This window comes from Catenuloplanes niger (assembly GCF_031458255.1).
In the GTDB taxonomy this organism is placed as follows: domain Bacteria; phylum Actinomycetota; class Actinomycetes; order Mycobacteriales; family Micromonosporaceae; genus Catenuloplanes; species Catenuloplanes niger.
This window is the reverse complement of sequence record NZ_JAVDYC010000001.1, coordinates 5,044,098-5,068,792: the sequence shown is the minus strand read 5'-3', so window position 1 is coordinate 5,068,792 and position 24,695 is coordinate 5,044,098. Positions and strand designations below refer to the sequence as shown.

Sequence of the window (24,695 nt, the reverse complement as noted above, 5' to 3'; positions counted from 1 at the left end):
ATGATCGGCAGGCGGGGCACCGGAGCCGGTGGTGTCCGCTCGATCGGGGTGGACATGGCCGATGCCGCCACCGCCGGCGTGGGGGCCGGCATCGCCGGAGGCGGCGGCACGGTGGTCGCGGGCACCTCGCCGGAGGCTGCCGGCGGCGCTGATGAAGTCGATGGGGCGCCGGCCGGCCGGGACCGCGCGGCCCGGTGGCCGGAGGCGATCGTGCTGGCGATGGCGCGGCCCTACCTGGCGCGGCTGATCGGCGCGGGGCTGCTGGCCGCGGCCACCGAACTGGCCGGTCTCGCGCTGATGGCGACCGCGACCTGGCTGCTGATCACCGCGGCCGACATGCCGCCGCTGCCGGTGCTGACCATCGCGATCGTCTGCGTGCGGGCGCTCGCCGTCGGGCGCGGTGTGCTGCGCTACACCGAGCGGCTGGCCGGCCACGACGCGGTGCTGCGCCTGCTCACCGACGTGCGCACCCGGGTCTTCGGCGCGCTCGCCGCCCGCCGCTCCCCCGCGCCGGACGCGCACTCCGGCGACGCGCTCAGCCGGCTGGTCTCCGACGTCGACGCGGTGCAGGATCTGTTGATCCGCGTGGTGGTCCCGGCGGCCGCCGCGGCCTGCGTGGCGGTGCTGGCGGTGGCCGGGGCCGCGTTCATCGCACCGGCCGCGACGCTGCCGCTGGCCGCCGGGCTGTTGGTCGCCGGCCTGCTGCTGCCGGTGGTCGCGGTCGCGCTGACCCGGCGTACCGCGGACCGGATGGCACCGCTGCGCGGCGAGCTGGCCGCGGACGCGATCGACCTGACCCGCGGCGCGGCGGACCTGGCCGCGTTCGGCGCGACCGGTGACGCGCTCGCCGCGGCCGCCGCCCGCGCCGGTGAACTGGCCCGGCTGGAGCGCCGGCTGGCGCTGACCGGCTGGGCCGTCGACGGCGCCGGTGTGCTCGTCTCCGGCCTGACCTCGGCCGCCGTGCTGGTCACCGCGCTGCGGTCCGGCGCGAGCGGCGCCGAGGTCGGCGTGCTCGCGGTCGGCACGCTCGCCGCGGTCGAGGCGACGCTCGCGATGGTCGTGGCCGCCCGGCAGTGGGCTCAGTTGCGCGGCGGCCTGACCCGCGTCGCGGAGCTGCTGGCCGCGCCGTCCCTCACCGACGTACCCGCGGAGCCGGACACCCGCGCCGGGACCGTCTCCCCGGCCGGCACGACCGCCCCCGCCGGCATCGGTTCGCCCGCCGGAACCACGGCCGCCACGGCGTCCGCGGACCGCACCGGGCCGAAACCGCGGAACGCGGACGGCGCGGGGCTTGAGCCGCGGAACGCGGACGGTGCCGAACCGGAGCTGCGGAACGCCGACGGTCTCGGGCTGGAACTGCGGAACGCGGACGGTGCCGGGCTGGAGCTGCGGAACGTGGTGGTCCGTTACCGGGCCGGTGACGCGGCCGCGCTGGACGGCGTGGACCTGCGCATCCCCGCCGGTGCCCGGATCGCGATCGCGGGCCCGAGCGGCGCCGGCAAGAGCACGCTGCTCGGCGTGCTGATCGGCGCGGTCACGCCGGAGTCCGGTGCCGCGACGCTGGACGGTGTGCCGATCACGGCGTACCCGGAGCGGGACCTGCCCGGGCAGGTCGGCGGCCTGCTGGCCGAGGCGCACGTCTTCCACGCCGGCGTCCGGGAGAACCTGCTGCTCGGCCGGGAGGGGGTGGACCCGGTGGAGCAGGCCGCCGCGATGCGCGCCGCGGACCTGCTGGACTGGGTGGAGGAGCAGCCGGACGGCTGGGACACGCTGGTCGGCGAGGGCGGCGCCAAGCTCTCCGGCGGCCAGCGGCAGCGGCTGGCACTGGCCCGCGCGCTGCTCGCCGCCCCCCGTCACCTGCTGCTCGACGAGCCGACCGAGGGACTGGACCCGCAGGCCGCCGACCGGGTGCTCCGGCAGGCGCTGGACGCGTTGCCGCCCCGGACCGCGGTGCTGCTGGTGACGCACCGCCTGCGCGGCCTGTCCGGCTTCGACGAGGTGCTGGTGCTCGACCGCGGCCGGATCATCCAGTGCGGCCGCCACGACGACCTGATCACCCGTCCCGGCTGGTACGCCGACACCTGGCTGGCCCAGGAGGCGGCGGAGCGCGGGTACCTCGCCGTCGCACCCTGACCGGGAGCGGATCGTCCGGCTGACGGTCCGCACGCTCCGTCACGCCCGTCGACGACCCGCCCACCGCCGCGATCCGTTCTCCACCCGCCGGCACCCGCCTCCCTTTGCTCTGCTTACCGCGAGGGAACGCCCGACTTACCGGACGTATCGCCCGGCGCCCCCGGGCGATTTGCGCGGAGATGGACAGGTAAGCAGAGCAAAGGTCCCACGCACGTCGGGAGTGGGCGGACCGGAGGGTGCCGCGAGCCGTCGGGGTCACTCGCCGTGACGGAGCGGGAGCCGCGGGACGGCCGCCCGGCGCGGGCCGGACGTGCCGGCGTGACCGGGCGGGGTGCTGGATTCGCGCGGTCCGGCGGGAGCTGTCGGCCGTACCGTGGCGGGTGGTGGATCGTGCGGAGACGGAACCGGCGCCCACCGCGGGAGCGATGGGCGCCGGGACGGGGTCGGCCGGGTCAGCGGAGCGTGACGGGACGGTCGAGGTAGTCGACCGCGTCGGTGACCGTGCGGCCGCGCCGGCCGGTGCCGAAGGACAGCAGCGAGCGACGGCGGCGGGCCGGCTGCTCGGCCGCGTGGGCGAGCACGGCCGGACGGGACGGCGCGACCGGTCGGGACGGGCCGGGGTGCGTCGAGCCGTGGTGGGGCAGCGCGGCCGGCGGGGCCGGGACCGCCGCGACCCCGGTCAGCGGACGCCGGGACGGGCCGGCCGGGGCCGCGACCACGGCCGCGGCGGTGAGCAGCGACCGGGCCGGGACCACGGCGTCGGTCGGGACGACCGCGGTGGTGACGGGCGGCACGACCGGGACGCGGCGCCGGACGACGCGGCGCAGACCGCGGCGGACCGTGCGCAGCGCCGGCACCGGGACGCCCTTGACCCGGGCCAGGACCAGCGCGCCGACGACTGCGGCGACGGTGGTGACCGCGCCGGCCAGGCCGAGCGCGCCGCGGGCGCCGAGCGCGTCGCAGAGCCAGCCGAGCACGGGCGCGCCGACGATGCCGGCCAGCGAGGAGACCAGGCCGAGCGAGGCCAGGATGCGGCCGCGCATGTCCTCGCGGGTGTCCAGCTGGATGCGGGTGCAGACGACGGTGTCGAAGATGACCGCGCCGGCCGCGATCGGCAGGATCAGCAGCGAGAACGTGATCAGGTTCGGGGCGGCGGCGGAGAACAGCTGGAGCACGCTGATCACCGCGCCGGCGACGATCAGCACCCGGTGCGTGGCCCTGCCGGTGCTGGCCAGCAGCAGGCCGCCGAGGACCGCGCCGACCGCGAAGACGGTGGAGGTGATGCCGTAGCCGCCCGCGCCGCCGTGCAGCGGACCGGCGACCATGGCGGCCATGGTGACCTGGTAGTTGCGGCCGAGCGAGCCGATCACGAACGCGAGCGCCAGGATCACCAGCACGACCGGCTGGGTGAACAGGTAGCGCAGGCCGGCCCGGACGCCGGCGTCGGCGGAGCCGGCCTCCGCGCGGGCCAGCGGGTACATCTCGGCGGGGCGCATCATGCCCAGCGCGAGGATCACCACGCCGAAGCTGGCCGCGTTGATCGCGAAGAGCACGCCGGGGCCGGAGAGGCCGACCAGCACGCCGCCGAGCGCCATGCCGACGATGCGGCCGCCGGAGCTGAGGACGGAGCCGAGCGCCAGCGCCGGGGCGAGCGAGTCACGCGGGACCAGCGCGGAGCCGAAGCGGCCGAGCGCCGGGCCCTCGATCGAGCTGATCACGCCGGAGAGCAGCGCGACGCCGTAGATCGGCCAGAGCGCGTCGGAGCCGGCCACGGTGGCGGCGACCAGCGCGACCGACAGTGCCGCGCGGATCGCCTGGCTGATCACCAGCACCGGGCGGGACGGCAGCCGGTCGGCGAGCGCGCCGCCCCAGCTGCCGAGCAGCAGGACCGGCAGCGACTGCAGCATCACGATGAGGCCCATCGCGGTCGCGGACCCGGTGGCGCTGAGCACCAGCCAGTTCAGGCCCAGTACCTGCATCCAGGTGCCGCCGATCGAGACGATGTCGGAAGCGGCCCAGAGCCGGTAGTTGCGCTCGCGGAGCGGCGAGAACATCGGAGCCAAAGCGGCGGTACCCCCTGTGCGGAACGACGGTGACGCGTGTTCCTTCGGCGGGGTGCCGCGGGTCCTTCGGGCGGGGCGGGCGGTACAACGTGATCGCAACTGACCGGTGGAGAGCTATCCCACACCGGATGTCACGACCGTCACGTATGCCGGGTCTGTCCGCCCAGAAAACGGCCGATCGTGCTGCTCAGCTCCGCCCAGCCGGCCCGCTCACCGGCGAGCGCGCGGCGGCCGGCGTCGGTCAGCCGGTACGTCCGGCGGTCCCGCCCGTTGACGGTGCTCCACTCGCTCTCCACGTGCCCGGCGCGTTCAAGACGGCGCAGCGCGGGGTAGATGGTGCCGGTGGGCAGGTCGAGGGTGCCGCCGCTGCGGGCCTTCAGCGCCTCGATGATGGCGTAGCCGTGCATCGTGTCGCCCTCCAGGACCGCGAGCAGGAGAGCGTCGAGGTGGCCGTGCAACGAGTGCGCCTTCACAAGTAGCTAGGCTACTAATAGAGCCCGGTGGCCTCACCGAACCGGGGTGAGGCGTTCACGTTCATTCCCGGCACACTAGGGTGTCCTGTGCGCGACGTCACCGATCCGGATGCCTGCACCGCCGCAGCGCGCCGAACACGAGAGCCATACGGAGGTCACCGTGGCCGCCCAGACGCCCAACCGGCAGGATGCCGACGAGCCCGAGACCGGCGTTGACGACGCCGTGACGAGTGCGGCGGTCGAGGACGACGACACCACCGCCGTCGAGGCCGGCGACACGACCGCGGTGGAGGACGACGACACCACCGCCGAGATCGACCGCTCGCTCTGGGAGGAGACGAGGATCGACCCGGTGTCGATCGCGTTGCCGTCCGGCGTCGGTTACACGCTCCGGGCGTACCGGCCGGCCACCGAGCTGACGCCGACCGAGATCGAGGCCGCGGACGACGACGACCCGTTCGCCGCGCGCGCCCGCCGGCTGCGCGACGAGGACGAGGACGAGCTCGACGACGACGAGGACGGCGAGGTGGTCATCCTCGACGAGGAGGCCAAGGAGCTGTTCGAGGAGGCCGAGAAGGACGAGAAGTCCGGCGACTCGGACGACGAGGACGCCGACTCGGCCGACAAGGACGCCGACTCGGACACCGCGGCGGCCGAAAAGGAGGAGGAGGCCGAGGAGGTCCCGGCCTTCCTGACCCACAAGGGCAAGCTCCTGCTGTTCAAGAGCCCCGAATCGCTCGTCGCTTTCGTCCGTTCGGGTGCCCCGCACGACCTCGCTCAGCTCGATACTTGGGGCACACTGGCAGAGCGTCTCCAGCCGGCGGACGTCGTTCCGCTCGAGGACGACGACTACGGCCTGGACCTGGTGGTGGAGAACCTCCGGGGTGGCGCGGACGCGTGGGACCTCGGTCTGCTGATCGAGGCCGGCGAGGTCGCCCGCGACCTCGGCTACGCTCTTCGGTTGGCGCCGGTGCTGACCGCGCTCTCCCCGGGCTCTCCGCTGGACGACCTGGACGAGGCGCTGCGGTCCGCGTCGCGAGGTGGCATCGGTGGCTTCATGGGCCGGCGCCGTCTCAAGCGCATCGGTGCGCAACAGGCGAGCCTCGGCTGGCGCACCATCATCGGCAAGATCTCTGCTGTCGTGGACTGGCGCGACTGACCCTTTACGGGGAGCATCAGTCTTTGGCACACGACATGTGTCCTGGGAGGAGGACGACGCCGTGGCGCTCGTGCGGGTGTACTGCGGTCTGGCGTCGGCGGATTCGTCCGCGCGGCGGGCCACCGAGGGTCAGTCCCTCATGGTGGCCGTGGTGGACGACGCCGGCCGGCAGCTGCACGTCTCCGAGATAAGCGACGACGCGTCCGGGTTCGCCCGGCTCAGCTCGCTGCTCGCGGAGCGCGCCAGTGGTTCTCCCAGCGTGTCGGTCGCCGCCGACAGCGACGACCTGCTGGTCACCTCGCTGCTCACGGCCGCGGGACGCCCGCTGGCCGTGGCGGACGACGACGACGCCGACGACTTCGCCTCCCGGTTCGCCGGCGACGAGGCCCCGTCCTCCCCCGGGGCGCGCCGCGCGGTCGGGCTGGCCCGGGCGTTGCAGGCCGGCGCGCTCACCGCGATAAACGTGGCGCCGCCGGCCGGCCTGGTCGGCTACCAGCCGGTCCTCAACGCGCACGCCGCGCTCGCCATCGGGCGGCACGCCGCCGCGGTGGCGCTGCGCGAGGTGCTGCGCGAGCTCTACCCGGCCGCGTTGCGGGCCTACCCGGACCCGGCCGACCCGCTCGTGCTGGCCGTGCTGGCGGCCGTCCCCGAGCCGAGCCGGCTCGGTGGCGGCGCGCCCGGCCGGGACCGCGAGATCACCGTCACCACCGAGGCGATCGCCTCGCAGATCGTCGCCGACGGCGTCGCGCCGGCCGAGCAGGTGCACGCCGCGATCACCGCGTTGCAGGCCTCGGTGAACGAGGCCGCCCGCCGCGGCGTCAACCGCGCGCTCGCCCCCACCGTCGCCGAGACCGTCCGGCAGGCCGTCGCGGCCGTCCGGGCCTGCGACGCCGCCTGCGAGACGCTGGTCGCCACGCTGGCCTCCCGGATCGTCGCGCCGGCACCGGCCACGGACCGCCGTCTGCTCGGCGCGTCCGCGGAGCCGGCGGCGGCCGCCCCGTCCGCGGCGCCGCTGCACCCGGTGCGTGGCGGTGGAGCCGCGGCCGCCATGGGCAGCCGCCGGGCCCGCATCCAGGCGTCGGAGGGTCAGACGCCGGGCGCGCCGGTGCCGACCGGGCCGCCCCCGTTCGCGGTGGCCGCGTCCAGCGACATGACCGGCCCGGACACCTCGCTCAGCCCGCTGAGCCGCCCCGACACGTCCTCGATCCAGCTGGACTCGACGACCGGCGCGTTCCGGCGCGTCGACCTGACCGCGGGCCGCCGCGCCGCGCGCGAGGGCACCGGCGAGAACGTGCCGGTCAGCCCGGCCGGCCGCCGCCCCGACAGCCTGGCCAACCGGCCGGTCTCCGCGCCGCCGCCCCCGCCGCCGGGCCTCACGCCGATACACCCCGGTGTCCGTCCCGGGCCGAAGCCGCCGACGCGTACGCCGAGCCCGGCCGACTCCGGCGAGCCGTTCCGCGCGCCGCTGACCACGGCCGCGATCAACAGCAGCCGCGCCGAGCACCGGCAGCGGATGGCGGAGCTGACCTCGCGCGACACCGACCTGCCCGCGGCGAACGGCATCAACACGCCGCCGCCCGCCGGTGGTGGCCTGACCGACATAAGGCTCGGCATGCCGCCGTCCCGGACCACGCCGCCGCCGCCGGCGCCGGAGCCGGGCTCCCGGGCCGCGTGGCCGACGCACCAGGACGCCGACGAGCGCGCGCACACCGGCGAGCAGCCGCAGCTGCGCGGGCCGGCCGGCCCGGAGGCGCCGACGATGGCGGAGACGCTGCGCGTCCGGCCGCCGTGGCAGTCGGACGACCTGCCGCCGGAGCCGCCGGTGCTGCGACTGGTCGAGCCGGTCAACGGCCGTGGCGACGATCCGTCGCTCGGCACCGAGTCGTACACGCCGCCGCTGCGCCTCGTCGACCCGACCCGGCGCGTCGCGGACGCGCTTGACAGCTCGACCCCGCTGCCGGTCGACGAGGGCGACGGCGACCTGCTGATCTTCTCCGCCACCGCGTCGGCCTGGTTCACCGGGCACAGCAAGGAAGACCCGGTGGTGGAGACCGAGGCGGAGCCGAACTGGGGGCGGATGGACTCCGCCTGGCAGGCCGCGGAGCAGGCGGCCCGCCCGGCCGTCGGCGCCGAGACCAACGCCGGTCTGCCCAAGCGCGTCCCGCAGGCCAACCTGGTGCCCGGCTCCGCGCTCCGCGAGGACCGGCAGCTGCGCATCGTCCGCGACGCCCAGTCGCTGGCGGCGAACACCACCGGATACTTCCGCGGCTGGCGTCGCGGGCAGGAGATCGGCGGGTTCGCGGTCGGTGGCCGCCCGGGCCGCGAGTCGGCCGGCGGCTGGGACTTCACCCGCGATCAGGGCAGCCGGGTGGACGACACCAACGACGACGAGTACGAGTTCCGCTCGGCGACATATCGCTCATAATGTCACTTTGAGTAGTTCTCCTCATCTGCCCACTGACCTCGGTGTCGTTGCCCACATGTCGGGCTATTGACTACAGGGCGTGATAACAAGCACGATTCTGCTGGGGGCGTGGCGGCTCCACATCCCTTGTCGCCACCCCGTGGCGAAAGGCTTGGAACCATGCTCAACCGGCCCACCATCACGCGGCGGGGCCTGCTCGTGGCGACCGCGTCCGCGCTCACCGTGGCCGCCTGCGGCACCGACGACGAGTCGACCGGCCCCAGGACCGCCTCCAGCACCGACCTCGTGATCGGCGGCATCCTGGAACGCACCGGGACCGGCACCGCCATGGGCGAGCTCCAGGCCCGCGCGATGGAGCTGTTCCAGGTCCAGGTGAACGCGGAGGGCTTTCAGGTCGGCACGCAGCGCCGCACGCTGCAGCTGAAGATCGTGGACAGCGGCGGTGATCCGAAGAAGGCCGGCGAGCTGGCCCAGCAGCTGGCCAACCGGGACGGCGTCAACGCGCTCATCGGCGGCACCGTGCCGGAGACCTCCAGCGCGATCTCCGACGTGGCGCAGGAGCTGCAGGTGCCGTTCCTGTCGCTCGCGTCCGCGGACGACATCCTGACGCCGCTGTCCGCGCGCACCTACACGTTCAAGGTGACGCCGGACGCCCGGGACGTCGCGCAGGCGCTGGCGCAGGAGATCGACCGGCAGGAGATCGCGAAGGCGTCGATCCTGGCCGGCACCGGCCGGCACGGCGACGCGGGCGTGCGGCACATGGGTTCCGCGCTCGCCAGCCGGGACATCACGCTCGGCAGCACGGTCCGGCTGCCCGCCGGTGATCAGGACTTCGCCGCCGCGGCCGCTGAGGCGGTCCTGGGGCGCCCGGGGGCCATCATCATATGGGCGATGTCGCCCGACGCCGGAAAGGCCGCTCGTGCGCTTCGTGCGGCCGGTTACACGGGCCGCTTCTTCTTCACGCCGGAGGCGGTCACCGAGGAGACGCTCTCCGAGGAGAACGCGGACGCGGTGGAGGGCTCGTACGCGATCAGCCCCGGCTCGCTCGGCGCCTCGTCGCTGACCGAGACCGGCCCGGAGGGTCAGCGCCGCCGCGACCTGATCCAGCGGTACGTGACGCAGTACGGCTCGTTCAAGGGCTTCGCGCCGTACGCCGGGGACGGCATCAGCCTGCTGATCCAGGCCGCGTTCCAGGCGAAGAGCGTCGACCGCGGCCGGCTGCGCGCCTACCTGGAGCGGTCGTCGCTGGAGGGCATGGCCGGCGCCTACGCGCTGACCACGATCCGGCACGGCGGCATGGAGGCCGACTCGCTGGGCGTCTTCAGCGTCAACCTGAACAGCTGGGTGCGCACGTCCTGACGCACGACGAAACGCCCCGCCGTCCGGTGGGGCGTTTTTTCGTGACCGCGGAAAAACCTGCGGGGGTACGGAATGATCCCGTACCCCCGATGGGTCTTTCGCCGTTGGACCCGGTGGTCAGGCCGGCGCGACCGCGCGCGAACGGCGCATCGACAGCACGTACTCCACCAGGGAGATCAACACGTGCTTCGTCGACTCGCGGTTACGCGCGTCGCAGCTCACCACGGGCACCTCGCTGGAGATGGCGAGCGCGTCCCGCACATCCTGAGCGTTGTGGTACTGCATCCCGTCGAAGCAGTTGATGGCCACGAGGTACGGCAGCCGCCGGTGCTCGAAGAAGTCGATCGCCGCGAAACAGTCCGCGAGCCGGCGGGTGTCCACCAGCACCACCGCACCGATCGCGCCGCGCACCAGTTCATCCCACATGAACCAGAAACGCGTCTGACCCGGCGTACCGAACAGGTACAGGATCAGGTCGCGATCGATCGTGATTCGACCGAAGTCCATGGCGACCGTGGTGGTGGTGGTCTTGCCCGGCACCTGCCGGGTGTCGTCCACGCCCACGCCCGCCGACGTCATGATGGCCTCGGTGGTCAGCGGAGTGATTTCCGAGACCGAGCCGACCAGCGTCGTCTTTCCGACGCCGAACCCACCGGCGATGACAATCTTCGCCGATGTCACGCGCCCGGCCATAGGGCGGTGCGCCGTGTCAGAGCCTGCGAAGTCCACTCAGCACCCTCTCCAGCAATTCCGTGCCCACCGCGTCGTTCGCATCCTCCAGGGACGTCGGCTCATACACCGCGACAAGGCCGTCGGCGGCCATGTCGGCGATGAGGACCCGAGCGACCCCGAGCGGAAGTGACATCCGCGCGGCGATCTCCGCGAGTGACTGCAGCCGGCCGTCACACAGCGCGGCTATGTATTGATGCTCTCGACCGTGTCCGCCGTTGTTGGAGCCGGAGGACCGGCCCCGTACCGTCGTCTCAATCAGCGCTTCGAGTGCGATCTCCAACCGTGGCCGGGTCCGGCCTCGGGTAACGGCGTACGGCCTGACCAGCGCGCCGGTCGGCTCTTCGCGTTCGGCCATCGTCGCCGTTCACCCCCTCTGTTTCCTAGGTAGCGGTTTCAAGATCGCGGAAACCCGTCGTCGCATTTATATAGTGCTCCGGCCGGCTCGCGCCGGCCATCGCCTCGGCTTGTTAGCCAACCATCCCCGCCGCGGTACGCGGAGCCGGGGTCAGGGCGTCGCCCACCCGGTCCACCAGCAGGGCCATCTCGTAACCGACCTGGCCGACGTCACAGCTCCGCGCGGCCAGCACGGCGAAGGACGAGCCATCGGAGATCGACATCAGGAAGAGAAACCCGTTGTCCATCTCCACGACCGTCTGGAGCACGGCGCCGCCCTCGAAGCAGCGGGCCGCGCCCTGAGTCAGGCTGACCAGACCGGACGCGATGGCCGCCAGCTGGTCGGCCCGGTCCCGCGGAAGATCACGGGACCCGGCGAGAAGCAGACCGTCGGCGGATACGGCGACCGCATGCGCGACACCCGGAACGCGGTCGGCGAAGTTCGCCAGCAACCAACCGAGGTCCTGCGTTGTTGTCATCCCTCATGCTCCTTGCCAGCCTGCGAGGATTGCTGCCCGTCCAATGTTCCCTCTGAACCGGTCGGGTTGTCCTTGGGACCCGTGGTACGCCCGCGCTGCACGCCGCGGTGGTAGGCGGACAGAAGTCCGCGCACCCCCTCGGGCGACCGCTTGTTGACGACCGTGGTCCCCTTCTCGATTCCACCAGGAACGAGCTGTGCCATCGGCTTGCGCTTCGGCAGGCCCGCCTGGGTGGTCTCAGACGCCGTGTCACCCGCGGCCGCGGCGACCGAGGCGGCCGTCCGCCAGCCCTCGTCGGCCGCGGTCCGCCACCCGGAAGGCTCGGTGGAGATCCGCTGCGACGTGGCGCCGTCGCCGGTGGTGACCGGCGCCCCGGACCCGGCGGTGACCGGCTCCGGCGTGCGCGCTGCACCACCCGGCGTGGGAAGACTACGCTTTCTCGCCTCGATCGTCCCGTACTGCTGGGTCGGGGCGCTCGCGGCCTCGGCCGGGCTGGGCGTGGCCGCCGCACCGGTCGGACCGGTGGCCGGCTTACCGGACGCCTTCTGCGTGCGGAACCAGGCCGACTCGAGCTCCCGGAAGATCGGCAGCTCCATGGTCTCGTCCACCACCGGCTGCTGCCTCGGCGCGGCCTGGGGGGCCGGCTGAGCGGGCGTGGCCGGAGACACCGGGGACGGGATCGGCTGCGCCGACGACGGGACCGCGGCGACCGGCGGCACCGTGGGTGCGCCGTTCTCCGGACGGTACCGCGGGATCTCGGCGGTCAGGTCCAGCGACGAGGCGAGCTTCTCCGGCACCGGGGGTGCCGGGTTCTCCGCCGCGGGTGCGATCGGCGGCCACACGGGCGGTGCCGAGGGCGCCGACGTCGGGCCGCTCGCCGGCGGGGCCGACGCGACCGGCGGGACGGAGAGCGGCGGCACCGGGCCGCGCTGCTGCTCCGGCGTGGCCGGCTTCTGCCGCGGGATGGTCGGCGACGCCGGTCCGGCGAAGTCGTCCATCGGCGCCGGGCCGTCCTGGCGCGGGCGCTGCGGCAGGCCCTCGGCACGGCTGCCGTTGGCGCCGAACGCGTCGGTCGCACGACCGTTGCGCGGGCCGCCACCGGCCGGGCCGCCACCGAAGCCGTTGAAGCTGCCGAAGCCGTTGTTGCCGTTGTTGCCGTTCGAGGGGCCGCCGTTCGACCCGTTGGTGCCACCGCCCGGCGCGGCGCCGGTCAGGTCGGACCAGGCCGGCATGGACCGGGTGGGGCCGCCCGAGGTGGGCGCCGGGTCGTTGCCGAACCCGCCGAACGACGGGAGCGGCTCGCTCGCGAAGCCGCCGAGCGACGGCGCGGACTCCCGCTGCGACGGCGGGCGGCCGGAGCCACCCTCCAGCGCCAGCGGCGAGCCGAAGCCGCCCGGACCGCCGCCGAACGCCGCCGGCTCGGGCCGGGCACCGCCCACCGTGGCCGGGGTCCGGCCACCGCCGACGGCCGTGTGCGACGCCAGCACCGCCGTGGGCAGCGTGACCTCGGCGACGGTGCCGCGCTCCTTGGCGGAGCGCAGCTCGACCTTGACGCCGTGCCGGGCCGCCAGGCGGGCGACCACGACCAGGCCCATCATCCGGGAGACCGTGACGTCCACGGTCGGCGGACGCTGCAGCCGCTCGTTCAGGTCGCGCATCTGGTCCGGCGCGATGCCGATGCCACGGTCCTCGACGGACAGCGTCGCGCGGTCACCGTAGATCCGGGCCTCGACGATGACCTGCGAGTCCGGCGGCGAGAACGCGGTCGCGTTGTCGAACAGCTCGGCGACGAGGTGCACGAGGTCGTTGACGGCGTGCGCCGAGATCTCGATGTCCTTGTCGATGTTGCCGAAGTCGATCCGGGTGTAGTGCTCGACCTCGGACTGCGCGGCGCGCAGCACGTCGATCAGGGCGGCCGGCTCGCGCTGCACGCGGGTGGAGTCCGCACCCGCGAGCACCAGGAGGTTCTCGTCGTTGCGGCGCATTCGGGTGGCCAGGTGGTCGAGCTGGAAGAGCTCGGCCAACCGGTCCGGGTCCTCCTCGCCGCGCTCCAGCCGGTCCAGGTGACCGATGAGCCGGTCGACCAGGATCTGCGAACGGCGGGCGAGGTTGACGAACATGGTGGAGACGGACGCGCGGAGCACGGCCTGCTCGGCCGCGGTGCGCACCGCCTCCAGGTGGACCGCGTTGAACGCCTCGGTCACCTGACCGAACTCGTCCCGGCTGCGGACCGGCAGCGGCTCGGCGATCTGGTTGGCCACCTGCACCGGCGACAGCTGCGCGGAGATCGCCGGGTCACGGAGCCGGGCGACCGCCTGCGGCAGGCCGTACTGCGCGACGGAGAGCGCGCCGTGCCGGAGCTCGCGCAGCGAGCGGGCCATCGACCGGGCCACGAGCCAGGCGAAGAGGATCGCGAGGAGGAGCATGCCGAGCAGCACACCGGTCTCCACGAGGACTCGCCGCTGCACGTCGTTGCGCAGCGTCGTAGCCTCGGTGACGGTCTGCTCGTCCAGTCGCTTCTCCACCGTGCGGAACAGGTTGTTCTTGCCGGCCATCCCCTCGTCCCACTCCTCCGCGGAGAAGCCGAGCGACGTGATGTCACCGTCCTGGTTCGCCTCGATCTTACCGGCGTTGGACTTCGCCTCACGCTCGTCCGGGCCGGCGATCACCTGTCGCTTGTAGTCCCGGTCCTCCCGGGTGGCGACGGTCTCGAACGCGGCGGCCGCCTGGTTCTGACCGGTCAGCGTCGCGATGTAGTCCTTGCGGAGGTTTGGGGTGATCTCGCCCTGGGCAAACGCGCTGTGCACGATGACGCGCTGGGTGGAGAGGTACTCCTTCTCCTGCGCCAGCGCGGCGCTGGCCCGCATGCGGTCGCTCAGGCCCGGGTCACCGGCGAGCTGGGAGGCGGAGTTACGGATCTGCAGGAGACCGTTGATGATGCCGTCGTAGCTCTGCTTGGCGAACGACAGCTGCAGCGAGTTGTTGCTGACCTGACTGCGCGTCGCGGGCAGCTCCTCCAGGCTCGCGTCGGCCGTGTCGAGCAGCGTCTCGAAGTTGCTGTCCGGCAGGTCGGTGAGCAGCGTGCGCTGCTGCGAGTAGGGCTTCTTCGCGGCGTCCACGACGGCGTGCGTCTGGTTGAACGTCTCCAGCAGGCCCGCCTTGGCGTCGCGCTGCGAGTTCGGCGTGCTCAGGAACCGGGCAGCCGCGGCCCGCTCGTTCTGCAGGCTGTCGATCAGCTCGCCGGAGTACTGCTCCAGCTGGGCGATCGTGCGCGCCTGGTCGGCGTCGCGCGCCTCTTCGATGTGGTCGATCAGACCGCTGGTACCCACGACGATCGTCGCCATGGTCGGCACGATCATGATCAGTCCGAGCTTGGACCAGATCGGCAGGTCGCGGAGTCGGCTGCCAGGCCAACGGAGACGTGAAGAGACGGCTCCCGCCGCCCTCTTCCTTGGCTGCTCGCTCACGTCACCGCCCCTCAGCATCCGCGCCACCCCGAGTGGGTGGCCGCCGAACATAGTTCGACCCGGGTGGGCCGAACCTTCGAGATTCCATCACGACGAGTGTCAAAGAGAAAGCCCAGGTTGGGTCGGACTGGGAGTGTGGTGGGATGTTCATGACGTTTGACTGCAACGTGTCTTCCCGGAGCTACCCATAGTGACCAATTCTCCTGCCCGCGTCGTTCTGCTGGCCGGACCCTCGGGGTCCGGCAAGTCCTACATAGCCCGGCGAGCCGGCTTTCCTGTGCTTTGCCTTGACGACTTTTACAAGGATGGCGACGACCCGACGCTACCTCGAACGGCCGAAGGGACGGATTGGGAGTCGCCTCAAGCCTGGGATTCTGCCATGGCGGTCGAGACGATCGCCCGCCTGGCCGAGAGTGGCCGGGCCGAAGTGCCGGTTTACGCAATTGGGGTAGATCGGCGGATAGCCACTCGGCTGCTCGACCTGGCCGGTTCGCCAATTTTTATGGCCGAGGGGATATTTGCCGCCGAGATCGTACGCGAGCTTCGGGACCGAGGGCTACTGGCCGAGGCATACGCACTCCGGCGATCGCGGACCGTCACGTTCGCCCGCCGGCTGAGCCGCGACCTGACCGAACGGCGCAAGCCCCCGGCCCTGCTGGTCCGGCGCGGGCTGCAGTTGCTGCGGGCCGAGCCGGTGGTGCTCCGCCGTCAGGTGGCGCTCGGCTGCCGGGCCGCGAGCGCCGGGCGGATCGTGCGCGAGGTGCGGGCGATGGCCGGCGCCCCGGACCCGGCCGGGACGCACGGCGAGCCCGCGGTCAACTGACGGTGCACGACCGCTAAGGAACCGCAAAGCAAGTCGTAACAGATCTTTTACAGCGGCCGCTCTGTGATCAACTTTGAGTAGGCCGGCTTGATCACTTCGTTGATGATCGAGAGGCGTTCGTCGAACGGGACGAACGCGCTCTTCATGGCATTAATGGTGAACCACTGCATCTCGGCCCATCCGTAGCCGAACGCCTCGGAGAGCAGCGCCATCTCGCGCGACATCGACGTTCCGCTCATCAGCCGATTGTCCGTGTTGACGGTGACCCGGAATCGCAGATCGCGCAGCAGCCCGATCGGGTGTTCCGCGATCGACGGCGCGGCGCCGGTCTGCACGTTCGACGACGGGCACAGCTCGAGCGGGATGCGCTTGTCCCGCACGTACGACGCGAGCCGGCCGAGCACCGGCGCGGACTCACCGGTGATGTCGTCGACGATCCGCACGCCGTGGCCCAGCCGGTCCGCGCCGCACCACTGGATCGCCTGCCAGATCGACGGCAGGCCGAACGCCTCGCCGGCGTGGATGGTGAAGTGGAAGTTCTCCCGCTGCAGGTACTCGAATGCGTCCAGGTGCCGGGTGGGCGGGAAGCCGGCCTCCGCACCGGCGATGTCGAAGCCGACCACGCCCGAGTCCCGGTGCCGGACCGCCAGCTCCGCGATCTCCTGTGAGCGGGCCGCGTGCCGCATCGCGGTGACCAGCGTGCCGACCCGGATCGTCCGGCCGGCCGCGGCCGCCTCCGCCGTGCCGTCCCGGAACCCGGCGAGCACGGCCTCCACCACGGCGTCCAGGCTGAGCCCGCGCTCCAGGTGCTGCTCCGGCGCGTAGCGGACCTCGGCGTAGACCACGCCGTCGGCCGCGAGGTCGAGCGCGCACTCCCGGGCCACCCGGTGCAGGCCCTCCTCGGTCTGCATCACGGCCACGGTGTGCGCGAACGTCTCCAGGTAGCGCTCCAGCGAGCCGGAGTTGGCCGCGGTGACGAACCATTCGCCGAGCGCGGCCGGGTCGGTCTCCGGCAGCGGGTGCCCGATGCCGTCGGCCAGTTCGACTATCGTTGCGGGCCGCAGACCGCCGTCCAGGTGGTCGTGGAGCAGGGCCTTGGGTGCTTTGACGATCTCGTCGTACGGAATTGCGACCATGGAGAGACATTAGTGCCTCCCGGAAAGGAAATCAGGCCGGTTTGAACGCCTCCGTGCTAGCCCGGCTCCGCTGCCCGGTCTGCGCCGCCCGCGGTGCCGGCGCCCCGCTGACCAGCGAACCCCGGGACGGCGCCGCGCTGCGCTGCCCGGCCGGGCACAGCTTCGACGTGGCCCGGCAGGGTTACGTCAATCTCAGCACCGGCCGGACGCCGCACGTGGGCGACACCGCCGAGATGATCGCGGCCCGGGAGGAGTTCCTCGGCGCCGGGCACTACGACTTCGTGATCGACGCCCTCGGCGAGGCGGCGCGCACGGCGTACCCCGGCGTGGGTCTGGTCGTGGACGCCGGTGCCGGCACCGGCCGGCACCTGGCCGGCGTGCTGGCCACGCTGCCCGGGGCCGACGGCCTGGCGCTCGACGTCTCCAAGCCGGCGCTGCGGCGCGCGGCCCGGCGGGTCCCGGCCGCGCTGGCCGACACCTGGGCGGGGCTGCCGCTGGCGGACGACGCGGCCGGCCTGGTGCTGAACGTGTTCGCGCCGCGCAACGGCGCCGAGTTCCGGCGGGTGCTGCGCGCGGACGGCCGGCTGCTGGTGGTCACGCCGGAGCCGGACCACCTGGGCGAGCTGGTCGACGCGCTGGGCCTGCTCCGGGTCGACCCGGACAAGCCCGACAAGATCGCCCGCAGCCTCGGCGGTCACTTCACCGAGCTGGCCGGCACCACCCACCGGCGCGAGCTCCACCTGACCGCGGCCGAGGTCGCCGCGGTGGTCGGCATGGGACCGAGCGCCTGGCACGCACACGCGGGCCCGGCGGCGGCCGCCACGGTCACGGCCGCGGTCCGGATCGGCACCTGGGCGCCGTCAGACTGACAGGTCGATCTCCTCCCAGCCGACCGGCGGCTCGTGGTACGGCCCGCGGAACACGATCGCCCACTCCAGCGCCCAGCGCCGCTGCCCGATCGCGTTCGCGTCTATCGCACCGGGTGACGGCAGCCCGAGCCGTTCCGCCTCCAGGTACGCGTAGTCCAGGCAGTAGTAGAGGTCGAGCAGCGCGGCCGCCTCCACCGCGTCGCGCGGCGCGACCAGCGTGCGGGACCGCCACTGCCGGTAGGTCTCACCGGCCGCGAGGTTCGGCAGCAGGCCCATCAGGCGCCCGTCCGGCGGCTCCATCGGGTCCAGGTGCTTGGTCAGGCCGAGCACCCAGGCCAGCGCGAAGACCGCGTCGTGGTGCAGCACGAACGAGCGGTGGTCACCCCGGCCGCCCATCACGAACTGCCACTCCGGGCCGGTGACGCTCTCCACCAGATGCGACCCGAGCAGCCAGCTCATCGCGGCGTCGGGCGGCATCCCGAAACACCGGGCCAGCACGACGTGCAGGATCGCCGCGCGCGCCTCCACCTGATCGGTGGGCCGCAGCTCCACCTCGTCGCCCGGCTCCCACACCAGCGGAAACCCGTCCGGCGGCACCGGAAGACGCAGTCGGCGCAGCTCCTCGAGACTGGCCGCACGTACCGCCTGGGGGTCGGGAACGGCTAGGACCACAGCATCCTTCCCCATCGCGTCCTGCCCGGCGGGACCGCCGGTGCTCCCCCACCTGCGGCACAGAACGCCGGGACTGTCGACACAGCACCCCAATGCTCTCGGCCGGAAACCTTAGCTGGTCAGCGACGCCTGCACCATGGGCAGTCCGATCCGCTCAATGATGAGTGGCGTCCGCGCGGCCGGCTGGTCCGCGATGGTAATCGCACCGTGCGCGAGTTCGCGCGCCCCCTCGATCCGCGCCGCGTCGTCCGCGCGCAGTTCCAGCAGCGGCTGACCGCGCCGCACCGGGTCGCCCGGCTTCACCTTCAGCATGATCCCGGCGCCCGCGCTGACCGCGTCCTCCTTGCGCGCCCGGCCCGCGCCGAGCCGCCACGCGGCCACCCCGATGTCGTACGCGTCCATCGCGGTCACGTAGCCGTCCGCGGCCGCGTACAGCGTCTCGGTCTCCGGAGCGACCGGCAGCGGCGCGTCCGGGTCGCCGCCCTGTGCGCGGATCATGTCCCGCCAGCGGTCCATCGCACCGCCCCCGGCCAGCACGTCCGCCGGGTCCACGTCGGTCCGGCCGGCCGCGGCCAGCATCTCCCGGGCCAGGCTCAGCGTCAGCTCGACCACGTCCGCCGGGCCGCCGCCGGCCAGCACCTCGACGGACTCCTCGACCTCGATCGCGTTGCCGATCGCGAGGCCGAGCGGCGTGGACATGTCGGTCAGCACCGCGACCGTGTTCACGCCGTGCGCGCCGCCCAGCTCCACCATGGTGCGGGCCAGCTCGCGCGCGTCGTCCAGGTTCTTCATGAACGCGCCGGAGCCGACCTTCACGTCCAGCACCAGCGCACCGGTGCCCTCGGCGATCTTCTTGCTCATGATGGAACTCGCGATCAGTGGGATCGCCTCGACCGTGCCGGTCACGTCGCGCAGCGCGTAGAGCTTGCGGTCGGCCGGTGCGAGCCCGTCGCCGGCCGCGCAGATGACCGCGCCGACGTCGCGCAGCTGGGTGCGGAACTCCTCGTTGCTCAGCCGGGCGCGCCAGCCGGGGATCGACTCCAGCTTGTCCAGCGTGCCGCCGGTGTGGCCGAGGCCGCGGCCGGACAGCTGCGGCACCGCGACGCCGCACGCGGCCACCAGCGGGGTGAGCGGCAGCGTGATCTTGTCACCGACGCCGCCGGTGGAGTGCTTGTCCGCGGTGGGGCGGCCGGCCGCGCTCAGGTCCAGCCGCTCGCCGCTGGCGATCATCGCCGCGGTCCAGCGCGCGATCTCCGGCCCGGTCATGCCGCGCAGCAGGATCGCCATGGCCAGCGCGGACATCTGCTCGTCCGCGACCACGCCGCGGGTGTACGCGTCGATCACCCAGTCGATCTGCGCGTCGCTGAGCACCTGACCGTCCCGCTTGGCCCGGATCACGTCGACCGCCGCGAAACTCATGCCGTCTCCTCCGCCGCGCTTCCCCGACGACCGTCGTCGGACCCTGCGCCAGCACGTTCTGTCATGCCGGAATTCCCTCGTTGAACGCGGCCGGCGGGTCGCCCTCGCCCGCCCACGACATCGCGCCCTCCGCGTCCACCACGACCACGCGTGGCGTCCGCGCCCGGCCCCACCGGACACCCTCCTCGGTGTCCGGCCAGATCGGGCCCTCCTCCAGGATCCCGGCGCGCTCGGACTCCTCGGCACCGCTGGAGCGGTCCCAGTACCCGGTCCACACCTGCTTGCCACCGTCCAGCTCCGGGTGGATGAAGACGGTGCCCTGGCCGATCCAGCTGGACAGCCGCACCGGCACGCTCGGCGCCGGCGAGCTGGTCACCACGGCCAGGTCCGCCGGGCCGAAGCCGTGCGGCATCAGCTCGTCCATCAGCAGCGGGCTCGGGTACGCCTCGACCAGGCAGCTCGGCCCGCCGTTCTCCCACAGCAGCTGACGGCACCGGCCGCACGGCATGATCGGCTGACCGGTGGCGTCCACGCAGGAGATCGCCACGATCCGGCCGCCGCCGCTCGCGTGCAGCTGGGACACCACGCCGCACTCGGCGCAGAGCGCCACACCGTACCCGGCGTTCTCCACGTTGCAGCCGACGATCACCCGGCCGTCGTCGACCAGCGCGGCCGCGCCGACCGGGAATCGCGAGTAGGGCGCGTACGCCCGCTGCATCACCTCGACGGCAGCGGCGCGCAGTTCGGCCCAGTCGATCTCCATAGTCACGCCCTCAATCCTGACGTATGCGCACGGATCCGGGCGTCCGTAACGAAGCATGGACGCCCGGGACCCGCAACGCTAGCTCTTGACGTAGGGCTTGCCGTCCGCGGCCGGCGCGCGCACCCGGCCGACCAGTCCGGCCACCGCCACGATCGTCGCGATGTACGGCAGCATGTTCAGGAACTGGCTCGGCACCGGACTGCCGATCGCGCTCAGGTAGATCGCCAGCGTGTTCGCGAAGCCGAAGAACAGCGCCGCGAGCAGCGCGCCCACCGGCCGGAACCCACCGAAGATCAGCGCCGCGAGCGCGATGAAGCCGGCGCCGGCGGTCATGTTCTTGCCGAACGCGCCGGTCGAGACGAGCGTGAAGAACGCGCCACCGAGGCCCGCCACCACGCCGCCGAGCAGCACGTTCAGGTAACGCGTGCCGCGCACCCGGATGCCGACCGTGTCGGCCGCGGTCGGGTGCTCGCCGACCGCGCGGGTCCGCAGACCCCACCGGGTCCGGGCCAGCCCGAAGTGGATGACCGCGACCAGGATCAGCGCGATGTAGACCAGCGGGCTGGTGTCGAACAGCACCGGCCCGACAACCGGGATGTCGGCCAGCACGGGGATGCGCAGGTTCTGCATGCGCGGCGGCGTGTTGAACGCGGCCGCGTCGGTCTGCATCAGCCGCTCGTAGAGGAACCCGGTGACGCCGAGCGCCAGCAGGTTGAGCACCGTGCCGATCACCACCTGGTCGACCAGGAACCGGATCGCCAGCACGGCCAGCAGTGCCGCGATCAGTACGCCGCCGGTGACCGCGCCGAGCACGCCCAGCCAGACGCTCGCGGTCATCGTGCCGATCAGCGCCGCGCCGAACGCGCCCATCAGCAGCTGACCCTCGATACCGATGTTGACCACGCCGGTGCGCTCGCAGAGCACGCCGCAGAGCGCGCCCAGGATCAGCGGCACGGCCAGGCCGAGCGAGCTGCTCGCGGTGCCGACCAGCGGCAGGAAGTTGCCGGCCACCTGCCAGCAGAGGAAGGACAGCACGAAGCCGAGCACGCCGGCGACCAGCAGCACGGTGAACCACCGCCGGGCCACGCCGACCAGCAGGCCGACGCCCGCGGCCACGGTGAGCGCGCCGAACACGGCCGCGCCGAGCTTGCCGTCGATGCTGAGCGCGGCGCCGGTGGCGTCCTCGCCGAGCGTGAACCGGGCCGGCGCGGACTCGGCCAGCAGCGCGAAGCCGACCGCGGCGAGCAGGCCGATGACGACCAGCACGGCGCCGCTCCGGCGCTCCCGCGTCCAGTACTTAGCGGGCGCCAGGTCGTCCACCGTGAGAAGGGTCGTGGACATGGTCACCAACCCTTCGCGATGCTGGTCGACAGCCGGGCCGCGCGCGCGGCCCGCAGCCGGAAGATGGCCTTCACCAGGGCGGGTGCCGCGATGAAGATGACGATGAGCGCCTGCAGCACGGTCACCAGTTCCAGCGAGACACTGGCGTACGACTGCATGCGGTTGCCGCCGGCGCGCAGCGCGCCGAACAGGATCGCGGCCCACAGCACGCCCCACGGCTTGCCGCGGCCGAGCAGCGCGACCAGCAGGCCGTCGAAGCCGATGTTCGCGGCCACCAGCGGGTTCAGGGCGTAACCGGTGCCGAGCACCTGGGTGGCACCGCCGAGGCCGCCCAGCGTGCCGGAGACGGTCATCAGCAGCGCGTACGTCGCGGTGACGCTGATGCCGGCCGTTTTCGCCGCGTCCGGGTTCGCACCGACGGCGCGCAGCTCGAAGCCGAACGTCGACCGGTTCAGCAACCAGGACACGCCCCAGGTGGCCAGCGCGGCCAGCACGATGCCGAGGTGCACGCGCTGGTCGCCGCCGAGCAGGGCGGGCAGCTGCGCGGAGGACTCGACCGGCTTGCTGATCGCGTCCTGCCGGTTCGGGTCGTGCACGCCCGCCTGCATGATGATCCAGCCGAGGAACAGGGCGGCGATGTAGTTCAGCATGATCGAGGTGATCACCTCGTGCGCGCCGAACCGGGCCTTCAGGATGCCGGGCAGGAAGCCCCAGAACGCGCCGCCGGCCGCGCCCGCGACCAGCGCGACCACCAGGTGCACGCCGATCGGCAGCGGGATCAGGAAGCCGGCCAGCGCGGCCGCGATGCAGCCCATGATCGCCTGGCCCTGGGCGCCGATGTTGAACAGGCCGCCGCGGAACGCCAGCGTGACCGCGAGGCCGGTGAACACGATCGGCGCCGCGTAGGTCAGCGTCTCCGAGATCGGCCGCAGCGCGGTGCTCGCCGAGGCCGCGTCCGGGTCGAAGATCGCGCCCTTGAACAGGTTCGCGTACGCCTCGCTGACCAGCTCCCAGCTCGCGGTCAGCGCGTCCGTCGGCCGGGCCGTGAAGTAGCCGTAGGTGGCCAGCACGTCCGGGTCGGACAGGATGATCAGCACGGCGCCGATCAGCAGCGCCGCGATGATCGCCAGCACCGTCACCGTGACCGTGTTCGCCGACCAGATGGCCGTGACGATCCGCCCGGCCGTGAGCTCACGCCGGGACTCTTCCACCTTCATGCCGCGTCCTCAGTAACGCCGGCCATCAGCAGGCCGATCTTCTCCACCGGGGTGTCCGGGCCGACGATCGCGAGGATCCGGCCCCGGTACATCACCGCGATCCGGTCCGCGAGCCCGATCACCTCGTCCAGCTCGCTGGAGACCAGCAGCACGCCGGTGCCGACGTCCCGCTCGTGCACGATCTGCGCGTGGATGAACTCGATCGAGCCGACGTCCACGCCGCGGGTGGGCTGGCAGGCGATGAACAGCTTCAGCGGGCGGGACATCTCCCGCGCCACGATCACCTTCTGCTGGTTGCCGCCGGACAGCGTGCCGACCGGCGCGTCCGCGGACGGCGTGCGCACGTCGAACTTCTCGATCCGCTCGGCCGCGTTCGCCGCGATCCGCTCCGGGTTGAGCACCATGCCCCGGGCGTACGGCGCCTGGTCGTAGACGTCCAGCACCAGGTTCTCCGCGACGGAGAACTCCTTGACCACGCCGTCGACGCTGCGGTCCTCCGGCACGTAGCCGACGCCGGCCCGCAGCACCTGCCGGGTGGAGCGACCGGCCATCGGCGCGCCGGCCAGCGTGACCGTGCCGGCCTCGATCTCGCGCAGGCCCATCAGGGCCTCGATCAGCTCGGTCTGCCCGTTGCCCTGCACGCCCGCGATGCCCAGCACCTCGCCGGCCCGCACGGTCAGGTCCACGCCGGCGACCTGCACGGTGCCGCGGTCGTCCCGGACGGTCAGCCCGGACACCTCCAGCACCGGCTCACCCGGCGTGGCCGGCGCCTTCTGCACCTCGAGCACCACGTCACGGCCGACCATCAGCGCGGCCAGCTCGTCCTTGGTCGACTCCGGGGACGCGGTGCCCACGGTCCGGCCGCGCCGGATCACGGTGATCCGGTCGGCGATCGCCTTCACCTCCTGGAGCTTGTGGGTGATGAAGACGATCGACTTGCCGGACGCCTTGAGCGTGCGCATCACCGCGAGGAGCTCCTCGGTCTCCTGCGGCGTGAGCACGGCGGTCGGCTCGTCCAGGATCAGCAGGTCCACGTTGCGGGTGAGCGCCTTGATGATCTCGACGCGCTGCTGGACGCCGACCGGCAGGTCCTCGACCAGCGCGTCCGGGTCGACGCGCAGGCCGTACCGCTCGGAGACCTCCTTGATCTCCTTGCGCGCCCGGCGGCGGTCCAGCCAGCCGAGCCGGCCGCCGCGGACGTGCTCGGCGCCGAGCATCACGTTCTCCGCCACGTCGAAGACCGGGACCAGCATGAAGTGCTGGTGCACCATGCCGATGCCGGCCGCGATCGCGTCGCGCGGTCCCTTGATCTGCACGGGCTCGCCGTCGACCACGATCTCGCCCTCGTCCGGCTGCAACAGCCCGTAGAGCACGTTCATCAGGGTCGACTTGCCCGCGCCGTTCTCGCCCAGCAGGGCGTGAATCTCTCCCGGCTCCACCGTCAGGTCGATGTGGTCGTTGGCGACCAGGTCACCGAACCGCTTGGTGATGCCACGCAGTTCAAGCTTCAGGGCGGACCTCCTGGATCCGGTGCCTCGGCGGCTGGTGGCCGCTGGGGGGCGAGGCGGTGTTCGGGGCCGGCGATGCTGCGGGACACCCGCGCGCGCGGATGCCCGGCGGCCCCGCCGGGACCACATCCGGGCCGGCCGCCGCACGGATCTCCGCGCGGCGGCCGGGTGATGCCGAGGATCGTTCAGCGCCGGTGCCGGCCGGCCCGTGACCGTGGGTCAGCGAGCCGGCCGGCACCGCACCGAACGATTCTCACTGCTATC

General features: G+C 72.9%; 19 protein-coding genes. 6 read left to right on the top strand and 13 right to left on the bottom strand.

Features of this window, described 5'->3' with window-relative positions; translation table 11 throughout:
• Entirely contained in the window at positions 1-2,133 is a 2,133-nt protein-coding gene (locus J2S44_RS22525; RefSeq protein ID WP_374727892.1) for an amino acid ABC transporter ATP-binding/permease protein, read from the top strand.
• Between the two features lie 452 nt (positions 2,134-2,585).
• On the opposite strand, the gene J2S44_RS22520 is transcribed toward J2S44_RS22525, so the two are convergent.
• Positions 2,586-4,187 carry an MFS transporter gene (locus tag J2S44_RS22520; protein ID WP_310417347.1) on the bottom strand — a complete coding sequence of 534 codons (1,602 nt, stop codon included), beginning with the start codon at positions 4,185-4,187 and terminating at the stop codon, positions 2,586-2,588.
• A 149-nt stretch (positions 4,188-4,336) separates the two neighbouring features.
• Entirely contained in the window at positions 4,337-4,669 is a 333-nt protein-coding gene (locus J2S44_RS22515; RefSeq protein WP_310417344.1) for a PadR family transcriptional regulator, read from the bottom strand.
• Between the two features lie 109 nt (positions 4,670-4,778).
• On the opposite strand from J2S44_RS22515, the gene J2S44_RS22510 reads away from it, so the two are divergent.
• From J2S44_RS22510 to J2S44_RS22500, 3 genes are all read left to right on the top strand, one after another.
• Positions 4,779-5,828 carry a SatS C-terminal domain-containing protein gene (locus J2S44_RS22510; RefSeq protein ID WP_310417339.1) on the top strand — a complete coding sequence of 350 codons (1,050 nt, stop codon included), beginning with the start codon at positions 4,779-4,781 and terminating at the stop codon, positions 5,826-5,828.
• A gap of 61 nt (positions 5,829-5,889) precedes the next feature.
• A complete protein-coding gene (locus tag J2S44_RS22505; protein ID WP_445343961.1) occupies positions 5,890-8,253 on the top strand; it encodes a transposase in 2,364 nt (787 codons plus the stop codon).
• A gap of 159 nt (positions 8,254-8,412) precedes the next feature.
• Positions 8,413-9,612 carry an ABC transporter substrate-binding protein gene (locus tag J2S44_RS22500; RefSeq protein ID WP_310417333.1) on the top strand — a complete coding sequence of 400 codons (1,200 nt, stop codon included), beginning with the start codon at positions 8,413-8,415 and terminating at the stop codon, positions 9,610-9,612.
• Positions 9,613-9,729: 117 nt separating this feature from the next.
• Here J2S44_RS22500 and J2S44_RS22495 read toward each other — a convergent pair whose 3' ends face one another.
• The 4 genes from J2S44_RS22495 to J2S44_RS22480 all read right to left on the bottom strand — a co-directional run bounded on the left by J2S44_RS22495 (position 9,730) and on the right by J2S44_RS22480 (position 14,701).
• Positions 9,730-10,305, bottom strand: a complete 576-nt coding sequence (locus J2S44_RS22495) for a GTP-binding protein (protein WP_310429858.1) — start codon at positions 10,303-10,305, stop codon at positions 9,730-9,732.
• Positions 10,306-10,321: 16 nt separating this feature from the next.
• Positions 10,322-10,699, bottom strand: coding sequence for a DUF742 domain-containing protein (locus J2S44_RS22490; protein WP_307242987.1), 378 nt, complete (start codon positions 10,697-10,699; stop codon positions 10,322-10,324).
• A gap of 112 nt (positions 10,700-10,811) precedes the next feature.
• Positions 10,812-11,216, bottom strand: a complete 405-nt coding sequence (locus J2S44_RS22485) for a roadblock/LC7 domain-containing protein (protein ID WP_033343732.1) — start codon at positions 11,214-11,216, stop codon at positions 10,812-10,814.
• On the bottom strand, positions 11,213-14,701 hold the full coding sequence (locus tag J2S44_RS22480) for a sensor histidine kinase (RefSeq protein WP_374727891.1): 3,489 nt from the start codon (positions 14,699-14,701) through the stop codon (positions 11,213-11,215). The genes J2S44_RS22485 and J2S44_RS22480 overlap by 4 nt, the downstream gene beginning before the upstream one ends.
• Positions 14,702-14,873: 172 nt before the next feature.
• On the opposite strand from J2S44_RS22480, the gene J2S44_RS22475 reads away from it, so the two are divergent.
• Entirely contained in the window at positions 14,874-15,506 is a 633-nt protein-coding gene (locus J2S44_RS22475) for a uridine kinase family protein (protein WP_310417327.1), read from the top strand.
• Positions 15,507-15,553: 47 nt separating this feature from the next.
• Here J2S44_RS22475 and J2S44_RS22470 read toward each other — a convergent pair whose 3' ends face one another.
• The gene (locus J2S44_RS22470; protein ID WP_310417324.1) at positions 15,554-16,642 is read right to left on the bottom strand and encodes an adenosine deaminase; all 1,089 of its coding nucleotides are present in this window, start codon (positions 16,640-16,642) and stop codon (positions 15,554-15,556) included.
• Between the two features lie 41 nt (positions 16,643-16,683).
• Between J2S44_RS22470 and J2S44_RS22465 the strand changes: the two genes are divergently transcribed.
• Positions 16,684-17,511, top strand: coding sequence for a putative RNA methyltransferase (locus J2S44_RS22465; RefSeq protein ID WP_374727890.1), 828 nt, complete (start codon positions 16,684-16,686; stop codon positions 17,509-17,511).
• Here J2S44_RS22465 and J2S44_RS22460 read toward each other — a convergent pair.
• The 6 genes from J2S44_RS22460 to J2S44_RS22435 form a co-directional block, all read right to left on the bottom strand.
• Positions 17,503-18,198 (bottom strand): DUF4272 domain-containing protein, encoded by a 696-nt coding sequence (locus tag J2S44_RS22460; protein ID WP_306835247.1) that lies wholly within the window; start codon positions 18,196-18,198, stop codon positions 17,503-17,505. The two genes, J2S44_RS22465 and J2S44_RS22460, sit on opposite strands and share 9 nt — an antisense overlap.
• A 96-nt stretch (positions 18,199-18,294) precedes the next feature.
• A complete protein-coding gene (locus J2S44_RS22455; protein WP_310417321.1) occupies positions 18,295-19,602 on the bottom strand; it encodes a thymidine phosphorylase in 1,308 nt (435 codons plus the stop codon).
• 61 nt (positions 19,603-19,663) lie between these two features.
• Positions 19,664-20,365: a cytidine deaminase gene (locus J2S44_RS22450; protein WP_310429854.1), complete on the bottom strand. Its 702-nt coding sequence runs from the start codon at positions 20,363-20,365 to the stop codon at positions 19,664-19,666.
• A gap of 78 nt (positions 20,366-20,443) precedes the next feature.
• Positions 20,444-21,706 carry an ABC transporter permease gene (locus J2S44_RS22445; protein WP_310417318.1) on the bottom strand — a complete coding sequence of 421 codons (1,263 nt, stop codon included), beginning with the start codon at positions 21,704-21,706 and terminating at the stop codon, positions 20,444-20,446.
• 2 nt (positions 21,707-21,708) lie between these two features.
• Complete coding sequence (locus tag J2S44_RS22440) at positions 21,709-22,923, bottom strand: ABC transporter permease (RefSeq protein WP_310417315.1); 1,215 nt, start codon at positions 22,921-22,923, stop codon at positions 21,709-21,711.
• Positions 22,920-24,374 carry an ABC transporter ATP-binding protein gene (locus J2S44_RS22435; protein ID WP_310429852.1) on the bottom strand — a complete coding sequence of 485 codons (1,455 nt, stop codon included), beginning with the start codon at positions 24,372-24,374 and terminating at the stop codon, positions 22,920-22,922. The genes J2S44_RS22440 and J2S44_RS22435 overlap by 4 nt, the downstream gene beginning before the upstream one ends.
• Positions 24,375-24,695 lie beyond the last annotated feature (321 nt).